The 20,625-nt window shown below is 65.8% G+C and carries 18 protein-coding genes and 1 riboswitch; of the genes, 5 read left to right on the top strand and 13 right to left on the bottom strand.

The genetic code is table 11. From position 1 onward, the window contains the following. Window positions 1–118 precede the first annotated feature (118 nt). A complete protein-coding gene (locus NLR35_RS14365) occupies window positions 119–1,225 on the bottom strand; it encodes a 2'-deoxycytidine 5'-triphosphate deaminase (protein WP_257167188.1) in 1,107 nt (368 codons plus the stop codon). A gap of 112 nt (window positions 1,226–1,337) precedes the next feature. Next, window positions 1,338–1,417, top strand: a riboswitch (SAM riboswitch). 76 nt (window positions 1,418–1,493) lie between these two features. On the opposite strand from NLR35_RS14365, the gene NLR35_RS14360 reads away from it, so the two are divergent. After that, on the top strand, window positions 1,494–2,732 hold the full coding sequence (locus NLR35_RS14360) for an O-succinylhomoserine sulfhydrylase (protein WP_257167187.1): 1,239 nt from the start codon (window positions 1,494–1,496) through the stop codon (window positions 2,730–2,732). 22 nt (window positions 2,733–2,754) lie between these two features. Here the strand turns inward: NLR35_RS14360 and NLR35_RS14355 are convergent, their stop codons facing one another. The 4 genes from NLR35_RS14355 to NLR35_RS14340 form a co-directional block, all read right to left on the bottom strand. Further along, complete coding sequence (locus tag NLR35_RS14355; protein WP_257167186.1) at window positions 2,755–2,892, bottom strand: hypothetical protein; 138 nt, start codon at window positions 2,890–2,892, stop codon at window positions 2,755–2,757. A gap of 81 nt (window positions 2,893–2,973) precedes the next feature. Then, window positions 2,974–4,098: an SGNH/GDSL hydrolase family protein gene (locus NLR35_RS14350; RefSeq protein ID WP_257167185.1), complete on the bottom strand. Its 1,125-nt coding sequence runs from the start codon at window positions 4,096–4,098 to the stop codon at window positions 2,974–2,976. A 13-nt stretch (window positions 4,099–4,111) separates the two neighbouring features. Beyond that, window positions 4,112–4,870 carry an SGNH/GDSL hydrolase family protein gene (locus NLR35_RS14345; protein ID WP_257167184.1) on the bottom strand — a complete coding sequence of 253 codons (759 nt, stop codon included), beginning with the start codon at window positions 4,868–4,870 and terminating at the stop codon, window positions 4,112–4,114. Next, window positions 4,870–6,180, bottom strand: coding sequence for an OpgC domain-containing protein (locus tag NLR35_RS14340; RefSeq protein WP_257167183.1), 1,311 nt, complete (start codon window positions 6,178–6,180; stop codon window positions 4,870–4,872). Before NLR35_RS14340 ends, NLR35_RS14345 begins: the two co-directional genes overlap by 1 nt. Before the next feature lie 427 nt (window positions 6,181–6,607). Here NLR35_RS14340 and apaG point away from each other — a divergent pair, with 427 nt between their 5' ends. Further along, the gene (apaG, locus tag NLR35_RS14335; RefSeq protein ID WP_257167182.1) at window positions 6,608–7,003 is read left to right on the top strand and encodes a Co2+/Mg2+ efflux protein ApaG; all 396 of its coding nucleotides are present in this window, start codon (window positions 6,608–6,610) and stop codon (window positions 7,001–7,003) included. 1,173 nt (window positions 7,004–8,176) lie between these two features. Here the strand turns inward: apaG and NLR35_RS14330 are convergent. The 3 genes from NLR35_RS14330 to NLR35_RS14320 all read right to left on the bottom strand — a co-directional run bounded on the left by NLR35_RS14330 (window position 8,177) and on the right by NLR35_RS14320 (window position 11,625). After that, window positions 8,177–9,172, bottom strand: coding sequence for an Hsp33 family molecular chaperone (locus tag NLR35_RS14330; RefSeq protein ID WP_257167181.1), 996 nt, complete (start codon window positions 9,170–9,172; stop codon window positions 8,177–8,179). 306 nt (window positions 9,173–9,478) lie between these two features. After that, entirely contained in the window at window positions 9,479–10,405 is a 927-nt protein-coding gene (gene argF / locus NLR35_RS14325; protein WP_257167457.1) for an ornithine carbamoyltransferase, read from the bottom strand. A gap of 8 nt (window positions 10,406–10,413) precedes the next feature. Then, entirely contained in the window at window positions 10,414–11,625 is a 1,212-nt protein-coding gene (locus NLR35_RS14320; RefSeq protein ID WP_257167180.1) for an aspartate aminotransferase family protein, read from the bottom strand. Window positions 11,626–12,099: 474 nt separating this feature from the next. On the opposite strand from NLR35_RS14320, the gene NLR35_RS14315 reads away from it, so the two are divergent. Beyond that, window positions 12,100–12,615 (top strand): GcrA family cell cycle regulator, encoded by a 516-nt coding sequence (locus NLR35_RS14315; RefSeq protein ID WP_257167179.1) that lies wholly within the window; start codon window positions 12,100–12,102, stop codon window positions 12,613–12,615. 66 nt (window positions 12,616–12,681) lie between these two features. On the opposite strand, the gene NLR35_RS14310 is transcribed toward NLR35_RS14315, so the two are convergent. The 4 genes from NLR35_RS14310 to NLR35_RS14295 form a co-directional block, all read right to left on the bottom strand. Then, a complete protein-coding gene (locus NLR35_RS14310) occupies window positions 12,682–13,989 on the bottom strand; it encodes an ATP-binding protein (protein ID WP_257167178.1) in 1,308 nt (435 codons plus the stop codon). A 28-nt stretch (window positions 13,990–14,017) separates the two neighbouring features. Next, window positions 14,018–15,073 carry a lysylphosphatidylglycerol synthase domain-containing protein gene (locus NLR35_RS14305; protein ID WP_257167177.1) on the bottom strand — a complete coding sequence of 352 codons (1,056 nt, stop codon included), beginning with the start codon at window positions 15,071–15,073 and terminating at the stop codon, window positions 14,018–14,020. 456 nt (window positions 15,074–15,529) lie between these two features. Continuing rightward, window positions 15,530–15,835, bottom strand: a complete 306-nt coding sequence (locus NLR35_RS14300; protein ID WP_257167176.1) for a hypothetical protein — start codon at window positions 15,833–15,835, stop codon at window positions 15,530–15,532. Between the two features lie 2 nt (window positions 15,836–15,837). Continuing rightward, complete coding sequence (locus NLR35_RS14295; RefSeq protein WP_257167175.1) at window positions 15,838–17,232, bottom strand: OmpA family protein; 1,395 nt, start codon at window positions 17,230–17,232, stop codon at window positions 15,838–15,840. 165 nt (window positions 17,233–17,397) lie between these two features. On the opposite strand from NLR35_RS14295, the gene NLR35_RS14290 reads away from it, so the two are divergent. Both NLR35_RS14290 and NLR35_RS14285 read left to right on the top strand, forming a co-directional pair. Next, window positions 17,398–18,456: a polysaccharide deacetylase family protein gene (locus NLR35_RS14290; RefSeq protein ID WP_257167174.1), complete on the top strand. Its 1,059-nt coding sequence runs from the start codon at window positions 17,398–17,400 to the stop codon at window positions 18,454–18,456. 114 nt (window positions 18,457–18,570) lie between these two features. After that, window positions 18,571–19,380: an SDR family oxidoreductase gene (locus tag NLR35_RS14285; protein ID WP_257167173.1), complete on the top strand. Its 810-nt coding sequence runs from the start codon at window positions 18,571–18,573 to the stop codon at window positions 19,378–19,380. Between the two features lie 257 nt (window positions 19,381–19,637). Here the strand turns inward: NLR35_RS14285 and boxB are convergent. Continuing rightward, a partial coding sequence (boxB, locus tag NLR35_RS14280; protein ID WP_257167172.1) for a benzoyl-CoA 2,3-epoxidase subunit BoxB occupies window positions 19,638–20,625 on the bottom strand: 988 nt, incomplete at its 5' end.

Here is a 20,625-nt window from a genome sequence, read left to right as displayed (position 1 = left end):
CGCTCCCCGCTCGGCTGCGGTTGATGTCGCAGCGCAATTGTCGCTCGTTCCTAGCACACTGCCGGGCGCCGCCGCGTGCGGCGGACGCAAGGGGGGTCCGCGCGGCGCGCGCAGCCGGCTAGAGGCGGAAGTGCTTGGAAAGCTTCAGGCCCTGGGCCTGGTAGTTGGAGCCGATACGGCTGCCATACATCGCGTTGGGACGCGCCAGCATCCTCTCGTAGACGAGGCGGCCGACGATCTGGCCGTGCTCGAGGATGAACGGCACCTCGCGCGAGCGCACCTCGAGCACCGCCCGAGAGCCCTGCCCGCCGGCGCCGGCATAGCCGAAACCGGGGTCGAAGAAGCCGGCATAGTGCACGCGGAATTCGCCGACCAGGGGATCGAACGGCACCATCTCCGCGGCGTAGTCCGGCGGCACCTGAACGGCCTCCTTCGAGGCCAGGATGTAGAACTCGCCGGGATCGAGGATCAGGCTGCCGTCTGGCCGCGCCTTGATCGGCTCCCAGAATTCCTCGACCGGATAACCGCCGCGACGGTCGACATCGACCACGCCGGTATGACGCTTGGCGCGGTAGCCGACGTAGCCGTTGGCGTTGCTGCCGGACAGGTCGACCGACAGCGCCACGCCGCCGGCGAGATCGGCATCGTCGCGATCGACCAGCCGCTCGGCCTCGTGCAGCGCGATCAGTTCGTCTTCAGACAGAACAGCGTCGCGGTAGCGGAAGCGGACCTGCGAGAGGCGCGAACCCTCGCGCAGCAAGACGGGAAACGTCTTCGGGCTGATCTCGGCATAGAGCGGGCCGTGATAGCCGGCGCCGATCATGTCGAAGCGACGGGTGCCGTCGGCGATCACGCGGGTGAATACGTCGAGGCGGCCGGTGGAGCTCTTCGGGTTGGCGGCCGCGACGATGTCCTTCGGCAGCGCCAGGCTCTCCAGCAGCGGCACGATGTAGACGCAGTTGGTCTCCAGCACCGCGCCGTCGGCCAGCGCGATCTCGTGCAGCTTCAATTCGTCGATGCGCTCGGCCACTGTGGAGCCCGGCCCCGGCAGGAAACTCGCGCGCACCCGGTAGGCGACGTCGCCGAGCCGCAAATCGAGGCTCGCCGGCTGGATCTGGCTCTCGACGAAATCATATTCGGGAATGATCAGGCCGGCCTCCGCCATCGCCACGATCATGCGATCGGGCAGGATGCCATGGGCGTCGGCGGGAAGCGTAAACGGCAAGACCTGATCCTTTGCAGGCGCCGGAATGGCGGCTATGCGAGCCTATATAGGGTCTTTTTACCGGTTATCCGATGGCTGGCTTGACGGAAAGGCCGGGTGGGACTAAGAGCACGACTTATCCCGTGGTGATTTGAGCCGGCCGGCTTGCAGCCACGTTAAATAAGTCGCTAAACAGGCCGGGGACGATTGTGATCCCGGCCGTGAGGAGTTTTCCCAGGCCGGTTTTTTTGTGCCCGTCGCCAGCGGCGATGGTCACGATGGAGGTCACATGTCCAATTCTCCTGCGTCCAATTCTCCTGCTTCGAAGTCCCCCGCGAAGACCCCGGCGTCGTTCGCCCAGTATCGTCCCGAAACCCGGCTGGTGCATTCCGGCGGCCTGCGCTCCGAATTCGGCGAGACCGCCGAGGCGCTCTACCTCACCCAAGGTTTCGTCTACGCCACCGCCGAGGAGTGCGAGGCGCGCTTCAAGGGCGAGGATCCCGGCTTCATCTATTCGCGCTTCTCCAACCCGACCACGGCGATGTTCGAGCGCCGCATGATCGAGCTCGAAGGCGCCGAGGCCTGCCGCTCGGCCGCCACCGGCATGGCCGCCGTCACCACCGCGATCCTCGCCCCCTTGCGCGCCGGCGACCATGTCGTCGCGGCGAAGGCGCTGTTCGGCTCCTGCCGCTACGTCGTCGAGGACCTGCTGCCGCGCTACGGCATCGAATCCACCTTGGTCGACGGGCTCGATCTCGACCAATGGCAGAAGGCGGTCAGGCCGAACACCAAGTCGTTCTTCCTGGAGAGCCCGACCAATCCGACGCTCGACGTGATGGACATTCCGGCGATTGCCGAGATCGCGCATGCCCATGGCGCGCGGCTGATCGTCGACAACGTGTTCGCCACGCCGATCTGGCAGAGCCCGCTCGCGCTCGGCGCCGATGTCGTCGTCTACTCCGCGACCAAGCACATCGACGGCCAGGGCCGCTGCCTCGGCGGCGTGATCCTGTCGTCGGAGGCGTTCATCGCCGAGCACATCCACAATTTCATGCGCCAGACCGGCCCGTCGATCTCGCCGTTCAACGCCTGGGTCCTGCTCAAGGGCCTGGAGACCCTGGCCGTGCGCGTCCGCGCGCAGACCGACACGGCGGCGAAGGTCGCCGACTTCCTGGCCGCGCATCCGAAGATCTCGCGGCTGATCTATCCGGGCCGCGAGGACCATCCGCAGGCGGCGACCGTGCGCAAGCAGATGCGCGCAGGCTCGACGCTCGTCGGCTTCGAGGTCAAGGGCGGCAAGGCCGGCGCGTTCCGCACGCTCAACGGCCTGAAGCTCGCGCGCATCTCCAACAATCTCGGCGACTCCAAGACGCTGGTCACTCATCCCGCGACGACCACGCATCAGCGGCTGTCGCCGGAGGCGCGCGCCGAGCTCGGCATCAGCGAGGGTTTCATTCGCTTCTCCGCGGGGCTCGAGCATGCGGACGATCTGATCGAGGATCTCGACGCCGCCTTGAAGGCCGCGTAGCGAATAGGCGAATAGGCAGAACCTATTCGCCATTCCATACTCGCTCGATCGAAATGGTGCGCTCGTCCGTCGCCACATCGTCATGGCCGGGCTTGTCCCGGCCATCCACGCCGGTCGGCACGCTGAGAACGACGTGGATGCCCGGGACAAGCCCGGGCATGACGGAGTAACTAACTGCCGGGATTTGTCGGTCGCGACAGCCCCGGATTTCCATATTCGATAGCCCAGCTATTCGCCCTCGTCACATCGGCCGATACGTCAGCACTTCGGCCGGCTGATTGATGCCGAGCTTGATCTGGCCGACGGAGCGGATGATGTCGTCGCCGAGCAGCTGGGCGAAGCAGGCGTAGCCCCAGTCGCTCATGTGCAGGCCGTCCGAGATCACGAACTCATTGATCGGGATCGCCTGGCGCTCGTGCCAGTCGCGCATCACCTCGAAGCGCGGGAAGATGCCGGCGTGATGCAGCTCGGCGATGCGGCCGAGCAGCTTGTTCATGCGGCTGGCGTTCTCGGAGCGCTCGTTCACGCGCGGCGAATATTGCAGGTCGACAAGCACGACGTCGGAGGCCGCTCCCTGGATCTTGGCGACGCCGTCCTCGACCAGCTTGGCGGTCTCGGTCGGATCGAGATCGCGCAGCACGGCGTTGGTGCCGACCTGCCAGATCACCAGATCCGGATGCCGGTCGATCACCGACGTCTCCAGCCGCTTCATCATCTCCGGCGCATCCTCGCCGCCGACGCCCGCATTGATCACACTGATGTCAGCCATCGGATATTGCCGGCGCAGCTGGGCCGCGAGCCGGTTCGGATAGTTGTAGTCGGGCGTGCTGGCGCCATAGCCCTGCGTCGATGACGAGCCGAAGGCGACAATGACGACCGGCAGGCCGGAGGCCAGTTTGTTGGCGACGTGCGGCAGCGAGATGAAGTTCTTCTTCGCGACGCCCTTGGGCGGCAGGCACGGCACGCGGTTGAAGATGTCGGTGGCCGACTTCGCGACCTGCTTGACCTTGTCGATGGCACGCTCGGTGATGCTGCGCGGCTGCGACGGGGTGGCGGCCATGACCGGCGCATTCGTCGGCGATTGCGCATCCGTCATGGCCGGCGGATTTGCCGGTGCCGGCGGCGATGTCTTGGCCGCGGGGTTGACGGCGGCGATCGGCCCGGGCGCCTGATTGCCAGCTTGAGCGAGCGTGACGTGGCCGATGCTGGGACGCAGTTCGCTGACCGCGAGTGCATCAGCGGCGGCCGCCTCGGTGCCCTGGGCTTGTGCGAGCTGCGGGCTGCTCGAGAGAGCCATCACCAGGACCACGACAGCCGAAAGCGTCTCCCATGTCCCAGATCCGCGGTACAATCTATTCGAACACATAGACAACGTGACCCTAGTTCTGCTGCGCCGGGCCGAGATGCGCCGCGTCGATGATGAACTTCGACAGCGCCCGTCCGAGGCAATCATGAACCTGCTTGGCCAGCTCGACCCCATGCGTCGGATTGAACAGGTCGAAATCGCCCTGCTCGTTCCACTGCCGCATGATGGCGAAGCGATCGAACAGCGGGATGTCGCGCTGCTGCGCGACGACCCGCATGTTGTCGACATAGGGCGGCACGGAAATCAGCGTTTCCGTCCGCGGGCTGTATTGCAGGTTCATCAAGACGACGTCAGCTCCCGCTTTCTGCAGCGTCGCCACACCGTCATCGACCGCCTGCCGGAACTCATCGGGATCGATCGACCGCATGGCGTCGACCGTTCCGGTCTGCCAGATGACCAAATTAGGCCTTTTTCCTTCCACCAGTTTAACAAGATTGCCAGCGATTTCCTCAGCCGTCTTCTTCGGCTGCAGCTCGACGGTGAGATTGACGGTGACGGCCGGCAGCTTGTCCTTCAAGGCCGCCTGCAAGCGGGCGGGGTACGCAGCCGCGTCCGAGGTGCTGACGATTGAGGATGAGCGGCTTCCAACGACCAGAATGTCCAGCGTGCGCGCGTTTTTGACCGCGTCCGCAACCTTCGGGAGTGAGCTCTCGGTCGTCAGCAGGTAGGCCGGCACCTCGCAGTTCTGCGGCGCATCTTCCGCGCGCGCAGAGGCCGCCAGCGAAATCGCCAGCGCTGCGATACCAAACCTTAACCACGAGACGGACTTCATCAGCCCCCTCCCGCCAGATCGGCGTTGCTGCGCACACCTTTTCGCGCAGCGCCCTTATCGGCCTCGCGCTTGTACCACGAAATCAGCGACGCGACCCCCCACATGACCAGGATGCCGCACAGGCTGATGACGGCATGCATCATGGCGCCGCCCGACACTTCGGCAAGCACGAAGTGGCCTGCGAACGCCAGAAACACGCCGAGACAGAAGATCTCCAGCGAGTGTTGCCCGCAAACAATCAGCGGGCGCAGCCAGGGCGATTTGAGCAGAGGCCAATCCTTGCGCAGATAGTGCACCGTGAGTGCTGCGAGTGCGAGGAAATGCGCGAAACGCAACACGTCCAGGTCTGTCTTGTCGATCGGATACATCCACTGCTCGATTCTACGCGGCATCAGATGGCCGAGCTGCGGGATGTACCAGGTCAAGGTGACGCAGAACGCCGCGACCAGATAGGCTACGCAGAGCCCGAGCGTGATCGGTGAGTTGATGATGCGCGCCATGCGCTGCGCACCGCCCAGCGCGCACCAGGCGCCGAACACGAACAGCAGCTGCCACGCGAACGGATTGAAGGCCCAGAAGCCGTTGGGATAGGCGGTGAGATAAAGATCGAGCTCCCAGGTGACCGCGTAGAGAACGACCGACAGGCCGAGCGTGACGTCCGGGCGCCAGCGCATCAGCCACAGGATCAGCGGCAGGAACAGCATCAGCACGATATAGAGCGGCAGCACGTCCATGTTGACCGGCCGGAAGCGCAGGATCAGCGCCTGCACGATCGTCACGTCCGGCTGCTTCAGGAAATCCATGATCCCCATCTCTTCGGTATAGAGCGGGTTCTCGAAGCTGGTCGCGACGTAGGAGATCTCGGCAAGGAAGATCGTGAACAGGAAGACGTGGGCGACGTAGATCTGCCAGACCCGGCGCAGGATGCGCGCGGTGGCGACGATGAATCCGGCATCCTGCATCGCCCGGCCGTAGACGAAGGCGGCCGTGTAACCGGAGATGAAGATGAAGATCTCGGTGGCGTCGGAGAATCCGTAGTTGCGGATCGTGAACCAGGTGAGCAGGTTCGGCGGCAGATGATCGATGAAGATCAGCCACAGGGCCAGCCCGCGGAACAGATCGAGCCGCAGCTCGCGCTCGCCGACGGCCGGGAAGGTGATCGCAGGCGAAGCGGCCTTCGCCGGCGCCGCCGCTGCCGGGGCCGCCGTGATGCCAGCCGCGGCCGTGCTCGCAGCCGCGACAGTCTCCGCAGCCGGCGTCGGTGCGGCAGCGGCGGATGGTCCGGAAAGGCGATCGGCAATCGACGTCATCAGGCACCGCGTCAAGGCTGCCAGCCCGAGAGGCCCGGCAAGGGGAATGTAGGGCTGCGCAATTTTTGCGCAAGCGATGAAGGACTTATCAGCAGAGCCGTGCCCAGTTTTCGGCGCATGGCCCAGACCTTTGGTCCAGGACTTCCAGCAAGAGTTCGAGCCAGAGTTCGGTTCACAAGCCTGGCCAGCAGCCTGATCGACAGCCGGGCCAGGAACTCCATCGCGCAGCCGGAGGCGACGACGTGATGCAGACAACACCGCGTCGCCGCCGCACGCCCTGCGACCACACCCGTGCGACTCCGTGAGCCATCAGACGGAGATGCAGAGCACGCAGAGTCCGCGATTCTGGTGCCATAATCCGGAACTGTGTTGAAACCACGATGGCGTTACGATTGGTTCCGCGACAAGTTTCCGCTACAATGCATCCATGTACCGCGCCGTGACTCGCCACATCGAAGTGACCGTCGAACCGAACTTCCTGCCAGAGAAGTCGTCGGTCGCGGATGGCCGCTGGTTCTGGTCCTATACGGTGGTCATCACCAATACCGGCGAGGAGACCGTGCAGCTGCGCAGCCGGCACTGGATCATCACCGACGGCGTCGGCCGGCAGCAGGAGGTCCGCGGCGAGGGCGTGGTCGGCGAACAGCCGGTGCTCGCCCCCGGCGAGCGCTTCGAATACACCTCCGGCGTCCCGCTCACCACCGCCTCCGGCTTCATGTCCGGCTCCTACCAGATGCAGACCGCGGGCGGCGAGCAATTCGACATCGCCGTGCCGGCGTTCTCGCTGGACAGCCCGGATGGCGGCAAGCGGGTGTTGAACTAGCAAGGCGGGCATCGAGTTCGGTTGACGGCCGAGCGTTCGCGTCTTTGATCGTTCGGCCCTGATTCGTGCACCGCTGATCGGCTGATCGTTCGCATTGATCCTCCGTGCCCTGCTCCGTCGCCTTGCCCACGTGTTGCGTCTGCCCCGCTGTCGTCCCGGGCAAGCGTCCGGCAACGCGCCAGCGTTGGCGGATGCGCCGACCCGGGACCCATAACCACAGGATCCAGTTTTGCGATGGCTGGAGCGGCGATCTTGTCTCACCACGACTGCCTGTGGTTATGGGTCCCGGCTCGAGGCCGGGACGACACCGTTGGTGTCGGGCCAGGTTGCGCCACCCCTGACAGGCGCATCAGCTAAGAAGCCACCGTCACGCCGAACATCATCGTTCTCGCCACGCATCCCGCGCCCGAGCTTTGTCCATTCATCCGCCCTCTCGAAACAGAGGGCGCAGGGAAGGCCGGGCCTCGGCTGAGGCCCGTGGCCCGCCTGCGAAAAAAGTGCAGGCGGCAGGTACCACAGGTTCAGCCGGACAGACCCGGCCCTCCCTGCGCGATCGGTTTTAACGGCTGCTTCGCGTTCTCCCTGGTGCGCCGGGCTTTCTGGCCACCATCCCCACGGGACGCGAAAGCGTCGCCGTGAGTTGATATCAGCTTCGGGATATCAGGACCGCGCGACTTGACCGTGCGTGCATCGCCGTTCGTCCGCGCGGACTGATCCACGCTGCGCCGACACACGCCCATCGCATCCCACTGCCAACGTCTCGTGACGGTCGCGACACGCCCCTCATGCGGCAGCAGGGACGCGCGGAAATGTGCGCCTGATTTGCCCGACGGCACAAGTTGTTTGTTGCTGCGACAGAGTAGCGCGACGGGCAAGGTGAGCGTCGTCAAAGATCCGAAGATCGCGAACTAACAACCGTAGCACGTGAAGAGACCGACACCATGTCAGTGACTGCGCCCTCTCCCCTTGTGGGAGAGGGCATGTAGGAGAGCGCGGCGCACTCGGTTGGGTGAGGGGTCTCTTTCCACGAGTCTCACTCGCGGAAACCACCCCTCACCCAACCGCATTCGCAGATGCGGCCGAACATGCCCTCTCCCACAAGGGGAGAGGGCGCTGTATCTACCAGCGAAACTGCCGAGCTGCCGCCGCTTGTGACGCTTGGACGCGCGAAGCTCAATTCTCCGTCACGCCCGCTTCGTGCGGGGTGAACTGATAGACCGAGGAGCAGAACTCGCAGGTGACGACGACCTTGTCGTCCTTGACCATGTCGGCGCGGTCCTCGGGCGAGAAGCTCTTCAGCATGTTGGCGACCGCGTCGCGCGAGCAGGAGCAGCGCGCCTGCAAGGGCACGAGGTCGAACACGCGGACGCCGCGTTCGTGGAAGAGACGATAGAGCAGCCGCTCGCCGGAGAGCGCGGGGTCGATCAGCTCGACGTCCTCGACGGTGGCGACCAGCGACTGGCCCTCGACCCAGGCCTCGTCCTCCTCGACCTCGTGCAACTCGGTGCCTTCGGGCGCATCGCCGGGATGCAGATCGGCCTGGCGCAGGCGCTCGGGGGCTTGCGGCAGGAACTGGGTCAGCAGGCCACCGGCGCGCCAGCGGTGCTTGCCGCCGCTCCACTCCTCGCCGACCGCCAGCCGCACGCGGGTCGGGATCTGCTCGGAGCGCAGGAAGTATTCGTGCGCGGCCTCCTCGAGGCTGCCGCCGGTGAGCGCGACCAGGCCCTGGTAGCGGCTCATGTCGGGACCCTGGTCGATGGTCATCGCCAGATGGCCCTTGCCGAGCAGGCCGCCGGAGTCCTTGGCTTCCGACAGCCGCGCCTCGTCATAGCGCGCATAGGCGCGCAGCCGATCCGGCGCCTGGAAGTCGACCACCAGGAACGACACCGGGCCGTCGGTCTGGGTCTGCAGGATGAAGCGGCCGTCGAACTTCAGCGAGGAGCCGAGCAGGGTCGTCAGCACGATGGCCTCGCCGAGCAGCTTGCCGACCGGCGCGGGATAAGCGTGCTTGGTGAGGATGTCGTCGAGCGCCGGCCCCATGCGCGTGAGGCGCCCGCGCAGATCGAGCGCTGCGACCTCGAACGGCAGCACGGCGTCGTCGACAGGCACGGCCGAAGGGGCGCGGCTGGTGTCGAGGTTGATGTTGGTATCAGGGGGATTGGCTGTCATGGGGCGTATTTGGGGTCTATTGGGCCGAATGGAAGGGCATAAGGGCATCCCCCAGCTGTCGTCCCGGCCTTGAGCCGGGACCCATACCGCGGAATCTGTCGAGGGATGTCGGTGGCAGTGGCTCGTCTCCTGGGACTGCGGACGACGGCAGAATGTCTGGCGCGCCGCTTCGCCCCCCTGCTCAGCTGGCGCAACCACAACGACGGTTACGCAGAGCAACGACCATCCGTACTAACAATTTCGATCACGCGGTATGGGTCCCGGCTCAAGGCCGGGACGACACCGGTGGTGTGGCTACGCCGAGCGCTACGCCCGCTCGCCGAAGCACCACGCCAAAATGCCCTTCTGGGCGTGCAGGCGGTTTTCGGCTTCGTCGAAGACGACGGACTGCGGGCCGTCGATCACCTCGTCGGTGACCTCTTCGCCGCGGTGGGCGGGGAGGCAGTGCATGAAGAGGGCCTCGGGCTTCGCCAAGGACATCAGCTTGGAATTGACCTGATAGGGCTTGAGCAGATTGTGACGGTGCTCGCCGTCCTTGTCGCCCATCGAGACCCAGGTGTCGGTGATGACGCAATCGGCGTTCTTCACCGCGACGTCAGGATCGTGGCCGAGATGGATGTCGGCACGGGTGGCGCGGATGAAATCCTTCATCGGCTTGCCGGGCGAGAGCTGCGGCGGCGTGGCGACGTTGAGGCGGAACTTGAAGCGTTCGGCGGCGTGGGCCCAGGAGGCCAGCACGTTGTTGTCGTCGCCGGTCCAGGCCACGGTGCGGCCCTCGATCGAGCCGCGATGCTCCTCGAAGGTCATCACGTCGGCCATCACCTGGCAGGGATGCGAGCGCCGCGTCAGGCCGTTGATGACCGGCACGGTGGCGTGCGCGGCGAGTTCGAGCAGCGCCTCGTGGCTGAGGATGCGGATCATGATCGCATCGACATAGCGCGACAGCACGCGCGCGGTGTCGGCGATGGTCTCGCCGCGGCCGAGCTGCATCTCGGTGCCGGTCAGCATGATCGCCTCGCCGCCGAGCTGGCGCATGCCGACGTCGAACGACACGCGGGTGCGTGTCGACGGCTTGTCGAAGATCATCGCCAGAACCTTGCCCTCGAGCGGCTTCTTCGCCGGCTCGTTGGCCTTCAAGGTCTTCTTCATCCGGCTGGAGAGCGCCAGCATGTTGCGCAGCTCCTCGACCGGCATCTCGGTGAGATCGAGGAAGTGACGCGGCGTGTTGCCCATGGTCTTGCTCATGATGCGGTCGCCTGCTTCCCAGGACCGCCCGACAGCGCCGTGCAGGCGCGATCGAGCATCTCGACCGATTGTTCGATTTCGGATTCATTGACGATCAGCGGCGGCAGGAAGCGCACGACGTTGTCGCCGGCGCCGACGGTCAGCAGCCTCTGATCGCGCAGCGCCGCCACCAGATCACCGGAGGGCACCACGGCCTTGATGCCGATCAACAGGCCCTCGCCGCGGATCTCGGAGATGACGTCGGGATGACGGTCGACCACGGCGGCGAGCTTCTGCTTCAACAGCAGCGACATCTTGCGGACGTGATCGAAGAAGCCGGGCGCCAGCATCACGTCGAGCACGGCATTGGCCGCCGACACCGCCAGCGGATTGCCGCCGAAGGTCGAGCCGTGCGAGCCCGGCGTCATGCCGGAGGCGGCCTCGGCGGTGGCCAGCACCGCGCCGATCGGGAAGCCGCCGCCGAGCGCCTTGGCGAGCGACATGACGTCGGGCGTGACGCCGAGCCAGCGATGCGCGAACAGATCGCCGGTGCGGCCCATGCCGGTCTGCACCTCGTCGACGACGAGCAGCAGGCCGTTGTCGTCGCAGAGCTGGCGCAGCGCCTTGTAGAAGGACAGCGGCGCGGTGCGCACGCCGCCCTCGCCCTGCACCGGCTCGATCAGGATGCCGGCGGTGTGCGGACCGATCGCCTTCTTCACCGCTTCGAGGTCGCCGAGCGGAACCTGATCGAAGCCGTCCATCGGCGGGCCGAAGCCCTCGAGATATTTCGCGGAGCCGGTGGCGGCGAGCGTCGCCAAGGTGCGGCCGTGGAACGCGCCCTCGAACGTAATGATACGGTAACGTTCAGGATGGCCCTTCGCCGCGTGATATTTGCGCGTGATCTTGATCGCGCCTTCCATCGCCTCGGCGCCGGAATTGGCGAAGAACACGTAGTCGGCAAAGCTCTGCTCGCACAGCCTTGCTGCAAGTCGTTCGCCGTCCGGGCTCTTGAACAAGTTCGACATGTGCCACAGCTTGGTGGCCTGCTCCTGCAGCGCCTTCACCAGATGCGGATGCGCATGGCCGAGCGAATTGACGGCGACGCCGGAGGTGAAGTCGAGATAACGATCACCATTGGTCGCGATCAGCCACGCGCCTTCGCCGCGTTCGAACGAAAGATCGACCCGGGCGAATACGGGGAGAAGATGCGTAGCAGCAACACTTGTCATGGCGATCACATGAGCTGACGGGTGGCCGAGACACGCGCCATGCGATGCCATCGCGCATCAGGGACCCCACCCTGGAAAACAAAATGTGCCGCCTTTTCAAGGCGGCACGTGCACCTATTGTATGCGGGCGGCGGTGGGAGTCAACTACGCGTCGTCTGATCGGCGGACGCCGGTCCGTGAGATCACGGACGCATGACATAGCTCAAAACATGCAACACGGAACCGCGGAATGTGTGGACGGTGGTTACCGACTCTTGCGCGAGAGTCACGCCATATTGTAGCGTTTTCAGTGTCGAGTACGACATCTCGTGCGGCAGTACAGATCCCTCTAGGAGTTCTCCAGTTCGCGTAACGTCCGGGTGCCTCACGCGCTCCCGGCGAGGGATAAGGGATTCTGCCGTCAGGGATTTTCTTGAGACAGATATCGCAGCGCCGTCCCAGAATTGGCCGGCGCAACGCGAAGGGAAAGGTTCGATGACGGTATTGACCTGGTCCGACGATCGCGTCGAGCAGTTGAAAAAGCTCTGGGAGGCCGGATTGTCGGCCAGCCAGATCGCCGCGGAACTCGGAAACGTGACGCGCAATGCCGTGATCGGCAAGGTGCACCGGCTGGGTCTGTCCGGCCGCGCCAAGAGCCCGGCGACAGCAGCTCCGCGCCAGCGCAAGGCGGCCCGTCCCGCGCAGCCGATGATGCGGGTGGCGCGTCCGGTGGCGCGCGGCAACACAGCGCTCGCACAGGTTTTCGAGGTCGAGGCGGAGCCCGATCCGGTTGCATTCGACAACGTCGTGCCGATGAACCAGCGGCTGTCGCTGCTGGAGCTGAACGAGGCGACCTGCCACTGGCCGGTCGGCGATCCCTCGAGCCCGGACTTCTTCTTCTGCGGCGGCAAGGCGCTCGCCGGCCTGCCCTATTGCGCGCAGCATTCGCGCGTCGCCTATCAGCCCGCGGCCGACCGTCGCCGCCAGCCGGCGAAGTCGACGTCGCGCTGAGCGCGCGCTGAACTCATCACGAGGATGATGGCCCGGCTTGCGCCGGGCCTTTTGCGTTCTGGAAGATCAGGATCCGCGCGCGGACCGGGACTGCGGGAAGCACGCGGTGAAGGACGCGCCGTTGCGCGGCACGCTCTCGATCAGCAGCCGGCCGCGGTGGCGGTTGAGGATGTGCTTCACCAGGGACAGGCCGAGGCCGGTGCCGCCCTGGGCGCGGCTGTCGCCGACATCGACGCGATAGAACCGCTCGGTGAGCCGCGGCAGATGCTCGGGCGCGATGCCCGGGCCGAAGTCGCGCACCTTGACCCGGACCTCCGGCGCGTTGTCGGCGGAGACGGCCTGCTCCAGCGAGACGATCACGCGGCCGCCCGAGGCGCCGTATTTCAGCGCGTTCTCGATCAGGTTCTCGAACACGCGCAGCAGCTCCTCACGGTCTCCGGCGATCGTGACCGGGGCTTCGGGAAGAGCGGTCTCGATCACCACCTGGCGCTCCCTCGCCAGCGACTCCAGCCCGTCGGTGACCTGGCGGATGATGGCGACGACGTCGACCATGCTGTGCGGCTGGACATGCGCCGACAATTCCACCCGCGACAGCGACAGGAGATCGTCGATCAGCCGCGCCATGCGCGTCGCCTGAATGTGCATGATGCCGAGGAAGCGCTCGCGCGCCTTGGGATCGTCCTTGGCCGGGCCCTGCAGGGTATCGATGAAGCCGGAGAGCGCGGCGAGCGGCGTGCGCAGCTCGTGGCTGGCATTGGCGACGAAGTCGGCACGCATCTCCTCGACCCGGCGCAGCGGCGTCAGGTCGTGGAAGGTCATCAGCATGCACTTGTCGGTGCTGCCGAAGGCAGTGGGCACAGGCACCGGCACGATGACCAATTCCATCCAGCGGTCGACCGGCACATGATCGTGATAGCTGGCGCGCCTGATCTCGGTGGTGGCGATCGCCTCGCGCAGCGCGGTGATGATCTCGGGCGTGCGTAGCGCAAACTGCGCGAGCTCGCCCTTGCGCAGCGCCGGTGCAAGCTCCGCCGCGGCGGCATTGAGGTAGATGACGCGGCCGGCGCGGTCGAGCAGCACGGCCGGATCGGGGATGCCGTCAATGACGGCGCTGACCGCCGGCGACTCGACCGGATTGGCGAGCCGCTCCTCCTCGCGCTTGGCCACTGCGCTGTGCAGCCGCCACGGCACCAGGGCGGCTCCGGCGATGCACAGGAACACGGCGAGCGCGCGCAGCGGCAGCAGCTCGTCGAGCAGCACCAAGCCCGCCAGCGCCAGCGCGGCGGCCAGCAGGATGATGGCGGAATGCCGCAGGCGGTCCGGCCACGGCGTGAAGATGCTCATCGGGGGTTGGGAGGGAGCGTCGAGCGCCATTGCGTCCTAATTGGCTCCCGTTGTCGCGTCAGGCACCGGAATCGCTGCGTTTCCTCACAAAAGCGGCCTCGGGCGGAGGGCCGGGATCGAGGCTGAGCGCCGCCTGGCGCAGCCGTTTCGATCTGGCGCTGATGATAACCTCCCGAAACGTCAGCAGGATTACAGAAATGAGGAAGGGCGCCAAATAATACAGAATCCGGAACAGCAGCATTCCGGCCAGGAGCTCCTCGCGGTCCATCTGCCAGAGGCCGACCAGCATCGCGGCGTCGAACACGCCGAGCCCGCCGGGCGAATGGCTGGCGAAGCCGAGCAGGGTCGCTGAGACGAAGATCACGGCGACGACCACGAAGCCGAGATTGGGCTCGTCAGGCACGAGCACATACATCGCGAGCGCGCAGAAGCCGAGATCGACGATGCCGATCACGATCTGCAGCAGGGTCAGCGGGCCGCCCGGCAGCACCACGGTCCATGGCCCGCGGCCGACCACGCGCGGCTTGGTCCAGACCCAGGCGACATAGCCCATCAGCCCGACAAGAATTGCGATCGCCGCCATGCGGTTGACCCAGGGCGGCAGCTGGTCGATCGAGGCCGCGGCTTCCGGATGATAGCTGATGCCGAGGCCGAGCACGGCGGCATTGCCGAGCCAGAACGTCAGGCCGGCGAGAAAGCAGATCTTGGCGACGTCGATCGCGTTCAGCCCATGGGCCGAATAGATGCGGTAGCGCACCGCGCCGCCGGTGAAGACGCTGGCGCCGACATTGTGACCGATCGAATAGCTGGTGAAGGCGGCCAGCGCATTGACGCGGTAGGGCACTTGGTCGTGGCCGATCGCGCGCACGGCGAACAGATCGTAGAAGGTCAGCGTGAAATAGCCTGCGGCGACAAACAACGCGGCGAGGGCGATCTGGTGCGGCTCCGTACTCTTGATCGCTTCCAGGACCTCGTAGGTGTCGATGCCGCGCAGCATGTGGTAGAGGACGTAGCAGGCGACCGCGATGACGGCGATGCTGATCAGCACGCCGAGCTTGTGCAGGACTTGCTTCTCGCGCAGGAACGTGGCCGCTCCGCGTATGGCTTCAAGCATCTACACCTCTCACCGTGATCCGATCACGACGGCCGGGGACAGGGCGCCCTGGAGGTCGCCACGTCATGTGCGCATACAACGCCCTCGTAGCGCGTTTCGGCGCATTGGGGAACACGGGGCGTCTGAACAAAAGCGTACACATGGATATACTTAGCAGGCTTCGCGAAAATGCGATGCACCGTTTTGCCGCATATGGGGCAAGATACGGGGCAGCAGGCGCGGCTGACGGGAAGTCCCGTTCAGCCTGCGCACGCCGGGTTAAACTTCGGTGAGGAGCGGCCGTCTCGGCGGAGCGTCCTGGACGGGGAAAGGACATGGTTAAACGATAATCGTCCGACGCCGCTTTGACAGGTTCCGGCCGCGTCACACCTTCGTGTCTCCCAGGCGGCAACGATGTTGCCAGCGCCGCCGGGGCGAGCGCTTGCGGCGATTGCGAAAGGGTCGCAGCAGCCCGCGTCAGGCTGCCGATCGCTGCCGCATGCTGCGCGTGACCACCAGGGCGCGCAGCCAGGTGCCGATGGCGCAGCCGACGAGATAGGGCACGAACATCACCAGCAGCAGCTCGAGCCAGTAGCCGGCCCGGCCCGGGATCAGGCAGGTGACGGCGGCGGCGACCAGCCCGGCGGCGAGCGCCGCCAGCAGCCAGGTCAGCCAGCCCGAGACGCGGGGCGCGCGATGCACCACGGCGACCCAGCCCATGGCGAGCCCGATGGCGAAGGCGCCGGCCAGCCAGCCCCCGTGAAAGGCAACGAAATAGGCCATGCTCACCTCACCACGAATTCGATGCGCCGGTTCTGCGCCCGGCCGTCGGCGGTGTCGTTGGCGGCGACCGGCTGGGTGCTGCCATAGCCGATCGCGCTGAAGCGGTCGCCCGGCAGCCCGGCCTTCACCAGATAATCGACCACCGCCTGGGCCCGCTTCTGCGACAGCACCTGGTTGGCCGCCGAGTCCCCCTCGGCATCGGTGTGGCCGATGATCTCGACATTGGCGGCGGGACAGCGGAAGGCGATCTCGACCAGGCGGTCGAGCAGCCCGGTGGAGTCGCGATCGAGGTCGCTGCGGCCGGTCTCGAAGCGGATCTTGGCCTTGGCCAGCACATCCGAGAACAATTGCTGGCACACCGTCGGATCGACCGGGGCGGCCGCCGGTTTGACCGTGATGTCGGCCTTCACCTGCCAGCCCTGCGGGACTTCCTTGGCGAGCCCGGTCCGGATCTGGGCGGCGGCGGCGTCGTAGAGCGCGTCGCCGGAGATCTTGATGTCCCGGTCCGACACCACCAGCGTGCCGGTTGACAGCCGCGACAGCGCGCCCAGCGCCGGCACCACCGCGTTGACGAAATTGGTCGGCGCGCCGACGCTGTTCTTGAGATTGTCGACGACCTTCTCGCTGAAGAATTTGCGCGAGGACGAGCCGACCACGACGGCGTGGATGTTCTCGTCGGGCACGTTGCCGGCGAGCGTCACGGTGACCGCGACCGGGTCCTTGTAGGCCTGGAAGATGTAGGGCGGCGCCTTGACCTCGTTGCTGGCGACCTTGAAGCCTTCCGGCAGCTTGGCCAGCGCAGTTGCGATCGCCTCGCGGCCGCCGAGCTCACGCGCCATGCCCGTCAGCGTGACGTCGCCGTCGGAGAGCGAGAACTTGCCGTCCTTGAGCTTGCCGACCTGGCCGATCAGCAGCAGCGCGGCCTCCTCGAAGCGCTGCGGCGCGCCGCGGGCGAGGCCCATCTGGTCCGCCACCTCGACGCCCGGAAGCGCCGCCCGCGTGGCCTCGACCAGCCGGCCCTTGAGCGCCGGCAGCGGCGCATTGCCGCCAAGGGTCACCCGGACGACGTCGCGCTCGGCCGACCACACGAACGGCTTGGCTTCGGGTACCAGCCGGGTCTGGTCGTTGACGAGCCGCACGCCGTCCACGGCATCGACCGCCGCCACCGCGTCGCGCCGGCCGGCCTCCGAGAACGCATCCGCGCGCACGGAGACATCGCGGCCGTCGACCGTGATGCTGGTCTTGTCGAGCACGGCGCCCTTGAGTGCGGCCGAACTGCGGCCGGCGAGATCAGTCTCGAGCGGAACGGTGCTGGTCCAGGCGGCAAAGCCCCAAAGCACGATCAGCGGGATGACGCCGGGCCACCATTTGCCGCTCCACCTGAAAAGTCCACGCATTCGTCATCCGTCGCATCGAGGAAGCAGAGAGAAAACAAACCCTTGCAGGCCTGTCAAACCGGAAATGAACGCCCACCGCACGGTACATTGCGACCGCAGGCTAAGGTTTTCTTCAATCATTCATCGGTAACCTTGTCCCGACATCCACCGGGCCGCTTATTTCAGATGAGGCGATTTCGCAAAACCTTTATCCGCGCCGGCCTGGAAGCGCTGTATCTCAGCGGCGCGCATGTCTGGCTCCGACCGATTTTCTCCGGCGTCGGCGCGATCTACACATTGCATCACGTGCGGCCACGCCGCGACGCCTGCTTTCAGCCCAATTGCCATCTGGAAGTCACGCCCGATTTCCTGCGCGAGATGCTGTCGCATCTGCGCGATCATGACATCGAGATCATCACGCTCGACGAGATGCATCATCGACTCGTGGATCGCAACTTCGCGCGCCGCTTCGCCTGCTTCACCTTCGACGACGGCTATCGCGACAATCGCGACTTCGCACTGCCTGTCATGCGCGAATTCGACGCGCCGTTCACGATCTACGTCACCAGTGATTTCGCGTCGGGCCGCGGCCGGCTGTGGTGGGTCGCTCTCGAGCGGATCGTGGCGAAGGCGGACATGATCGAGGTCCAGATCGGCGGCCTCGCCCTGCGGCTCGATGCGTCGAACCCGGCAGCCAAATGCGTGACCTTCCAGCGCGTGCACGACTGGCTGCGGTCGCTGCCCGGCGAGCACGATATCCAGCGTGAGATCAGCGCGCTGTGCGCGCGTCATGGGATCGACGAAACCTCGATTTGCCCGGAGCTCTGCATGACCTGGGATGAGCTGCGGGCGCTCTCGGCCGAGCCGCTGCTCACGATCGGCGCGCATTCGATCAGTCACTGCAATCTGGCCAGGCAGACCGAGGAGACGGCGCGCAGCGAGATCGTCGAGAGCCGTGCGCGGATCGAGGCCGAGTTGCAGCGCCCTGTGCTGCACATGGCTTACCCTTATGGCGATCGCGCCGCGGCATCCCAGCGCGAGTTCGTCCTGGCGGCGGCGAGCGGCTACAAGACCGCTGTGACCACACGGCCGGGCATGATCTTTGCCGAGAGCGCGGATCATCTCACGGCATTGTCGCGCGTCTCCCTGAACGGTCACTACCAGGACGCCCGCGTGCTCCCGGTGCTGACATCCGGCGCGGCGACCGCGATGTGGAACGGCTTCCGACGGATCGACGCGGCGTAAGCGCCCGGCGCCCGCGCTCCCAATCTGATTGCGGCGAATTCGTGCGACCGCGTCTCACTTGACAGTGCCGACCTGTCCCGCCCACAAGCGCACCCAACAATCAAGGGAGGCATCATGCTCAGGAACCTGTTCTCACTCGAAGGGCGCATCGCGCTCGTGACCGGCGGCTCGCGCGGCATCGGCAAGATGATCGCATCAGGCCTGCTCGCGCATGGCGCGGCGCGGGTCTACATCACCGCGCGCAAGGCCGGCCCCTGCGAGGAGACCGCCAAGCAGCTGTCGGCGGAGTATGGCGGAGAATGCATCGCGCTGCCGATCGACATCTCGACCATGGCCGGCATCGACATGCTGGCGGCCGAGATCAAGAAGCGCGAGCCGAAGCTCGACATCCTCGTCAACAATGCCGGCGCGGCCTGGGGCGCCGAGTTCGATGAATTCCCGGAGAGCGGCTGGGACAAGGTGATGAACCTCAACCTCAAGACGCCGTTCTTCCTGACCAAGGCGCTGGCTGCGCCGCTGCGCGCGGCGGCGAGCGCCGAACGTCCCGCGAAGGTGATCAACATCGCCTCGATCGACGGCATCTTCGTCAATCCGCTCGAGACCTATTCCTACGCGGCGAGCAAGTCCGGGCTGATCCATCTGACGCGGCGAATGGCCGCGAAGCTGATCAAGGACCACATCGTGGTGACCGCGATCGCGCCCGGTCCGTTCAAGTCCGACATGAACAAGGCCGCACGCGACAATGCGGACGAAGTCGCCGCGCGCGTGCCCGCCGGGCGCATCGGCACCGATGAGGACATGGCGGGCACCGCAATCTTCCTGGCGTCGCGCGCGGGTGACTACGTGGTGGGGAATACGATCGCGGTGGACGGCGGAATCGTCTACGCGAACCCGGGCATTCCGGGCGCGGGCTGGGACAGCTGAGGCCGGGATCGTAGCGGCAAAATTGGGGTCGTCCCTGCGAACGCAGGGACCCATACCGCGGAATTTATCGGTGAGGCATAACTGCCAGCCGTCGTCTCACACCCGCCTGTGGTTATGGGTCCCTGCGTTCGCAGGGACGACAGCGGAGTTTGACGCGGCGCCGGTGCCATCCGGCCTTGACTACGACATCACGCGGCAGGTCCCGGCTCAAGGCCGGGACGACACCGATGATGATGAGCCGGCGGCGGTGCCGAGGCTCAGGTCTCGATCTTCACGTACTCGAAATCACCCGGCTTGTTGTCGATGCCGACCTTGGGAGGGGCGATCCACGAGGCGTATTCGCCGATTTCGGTGACGGGCTTCATCAGCGAGGCGATGTAGGCGCCGTCGTCGGCCGAGGGCAGCCAATCGCCCTTGCGCTTCGCCCAGGTGCCTTCGTCGATCAAGATGCCGTCGGGCGTCGCATGGACATCCTTGAACTCGCCGATGGCGCGGTGGAAGGCGGTGTGCGGCAGTTTGAGCTGGAACTCGTAGCCGGCTGTCGTGATGATCTTGTTCCAGCGCAGCAGGCCCTTGATGCAGTCCTGCGAGTAGTCGTCGCGCAAGCGCATGTTGAGCGCGGTCAACGCCGGCTCGTCGACACGCTTGATCTCGCCGTCGACCAGCTTGAGCACCGGATAGGTCGAGTTCTTGAGTTGATGGTCGTCCTGGATCTGGGTCTCGTGATAGCGGCCCTTGATGCCGGCGTTGAAGGCATTCGCCGCGTTGGTCGAGACCTCCGAGCCGAACAGATCGAGCGACAGCGTATAGTGCAGGTTCAGCTTCTTCTGGATGGTCGGCAGATCGATGACGCCGAGCGCGCGCACCTTGGCGATATCGGTGGGATCATCGATACCGGCCTCGCGCATCGCATCCACCGTGCGCTGGATGACGCGGCCGACACCGGTCTCGCCGACGAACATGTGGTGCGCCTCTTCGGTCAGCATGAAGCGGCAGGTGCGCGACAGCGGATCGAAGCCGGACTGCGCGAGCGAGTGCAGCTGCATCTTGCCGTCGCGGTCGGTGAAGTAGGTGAACATGAAGAACGACAGCCAGTCGGGCGTCTTCTCGTTGAAGGCGCCGAGCATGCGCGGGCTGTCCGCATCGCCCGAGCGGCGGCGGAGCAAGTCGTCGGCTTCCTCGCGACCATCGCGGCCGAAATATTTCTGCAGCAGATAGACCATCGCCCAGAGGTGACGGCCCTCC

The sequence above is a fragment of the Bradyrhizobium sp. SRS-191 genome (assembly GCF_024586915.1).
Classification (GTDB): Bacteria; Pseudomonadota; Alphaproteobacteria; order Rhizobiales; family Xanthobacteraceae; genus Bradyrhizobium.
Note: the sequence above shows the minus strand (reverse complement) of the source record. Positions and strands in the feature narration are given on the sequence as shown.

What these genes read in the sequence shown, in the direction of transcription:
- NLR35_RS14315 (WP_257167179.1), top strand. Translation starts at nt 12,100, where the DNA reads ATGACGGTATTGACCTGGTCCGACGATCGCGTCGAGCAGTTGAAAAAG.
- NLR35_RS14345 (WP_257167184.1), bottom strand. Translation starts at nt 4,870, where the DNA reads ATGAAGTCCGTCTCGTGGTTAAGGTTTGGTATCGCAGCGCTGGCGATT.
- argF (WP_257167457.1), bottom strand. Translation starts at nt 10,405, where the DNA reads ATGGGCAACACGCCGCGTCACTTCCTCGATCTCACCGAGATGCCGGTC.
- NLR35_RS14295 (WP_257167175.1), bottom strand. Translation starts at nt 17,232, where the DNA reads ATGCGTGGACTTTTCAGGTGGAGCGGCAAATGGTGGCCCGGCGTCATC.
- NLR35_RS14355 (WP_257167186.1), bottom strand. Translation starts at nt 2,892, where the DNA reads ATGCCCGGGCTTGTCCCGGGCATCCACGTCGTTCTCAGCGTGCCGACC.
- NLR35_RS14305 (WP_257167177.1), bottom strand. Translation starts at nt 15,073, where the DNA reads ATGCTTGAAGCCATACGCGGAGCGGCCACGTTCCTGCGCGAGAAGCAA.
- NLR35_RS14350 (WP_257167185.1), bottom strand. Translation starts at nt 4,098, where the DNA reads ATGTGTTCGAATAGATTGTACCGCGGATCTGGGACATGGGAGACGCTT.
- NLR35_RS14285 (WP_257167173.1), top strand. Translation starts at nt 18,571, where the DNA reads ATGCTCAGGAACCTGTTCTCACTCGAAGGGCGCATCGCGCTCGTGACC.
- NLR35_RS14320 (WP_257167180.1), bottom strand. Translation starts at nt 11,625, where the DNA reads ATGACAAGTGTTGCTGCTACGCATCTTCTCCCCGTATTCGCCCGGGTC.
- NLR35_RS14310 (WP_257167178.1), bottom strand. Translation starts at nt 13,989, where the DNA reads ATGGCGCTCGACGCTCCCTCCCAACCCCCGATGAGCATCTTCACGCCG.
- apaG (WP_257167182.1), top strand. Translation starts at nt 6,608, where the DNA reads ATGTACCGCGCCGTGACTCGCCACATCGAAGTGACCGTCGAACCGAAC.
- NLR35_RS14300 (WP_257167176.1), bottom strand. Translation starts at nt 15,835, where the DNA reads ATGGCCTATTTCGTTGCCTTTCACGGGGGCTGGCTGGCCGGCGCCTTC.
- NLR35_RS14290 (WP_257167174.1), top strand. Translation starts at nt 17,398, where the DNA reads ATGAGGCGATTTCGCAAAACCTTTATCCGCGCCGGCCTGGAAGCGCTG.
- NLR35_RS14360 (WP_257167187.1), top strand. Translation starts at nt 1,494, where the DNA reads ATGTCCAATTCTCCTGCGTCCAATTCTCCTGCTTCGAAGTCCCCCGCG.
- NLR35_RS14340 (WP_257167183.1), bottom strand. Translation starts at nt 6,180, where the DNA reads ATGACGTCGATTGCCGATCGCCTTTCCGGACCATCCGCCGCTGCCGCA.
- NLR35_RS14330 (WP_257167181.1), bottom strand. Translation starts at nt 9,172, where the DNA reads ATGACAGCCAATCCCCCTGATACCAACATCAACCTCGACACCAGCCGC.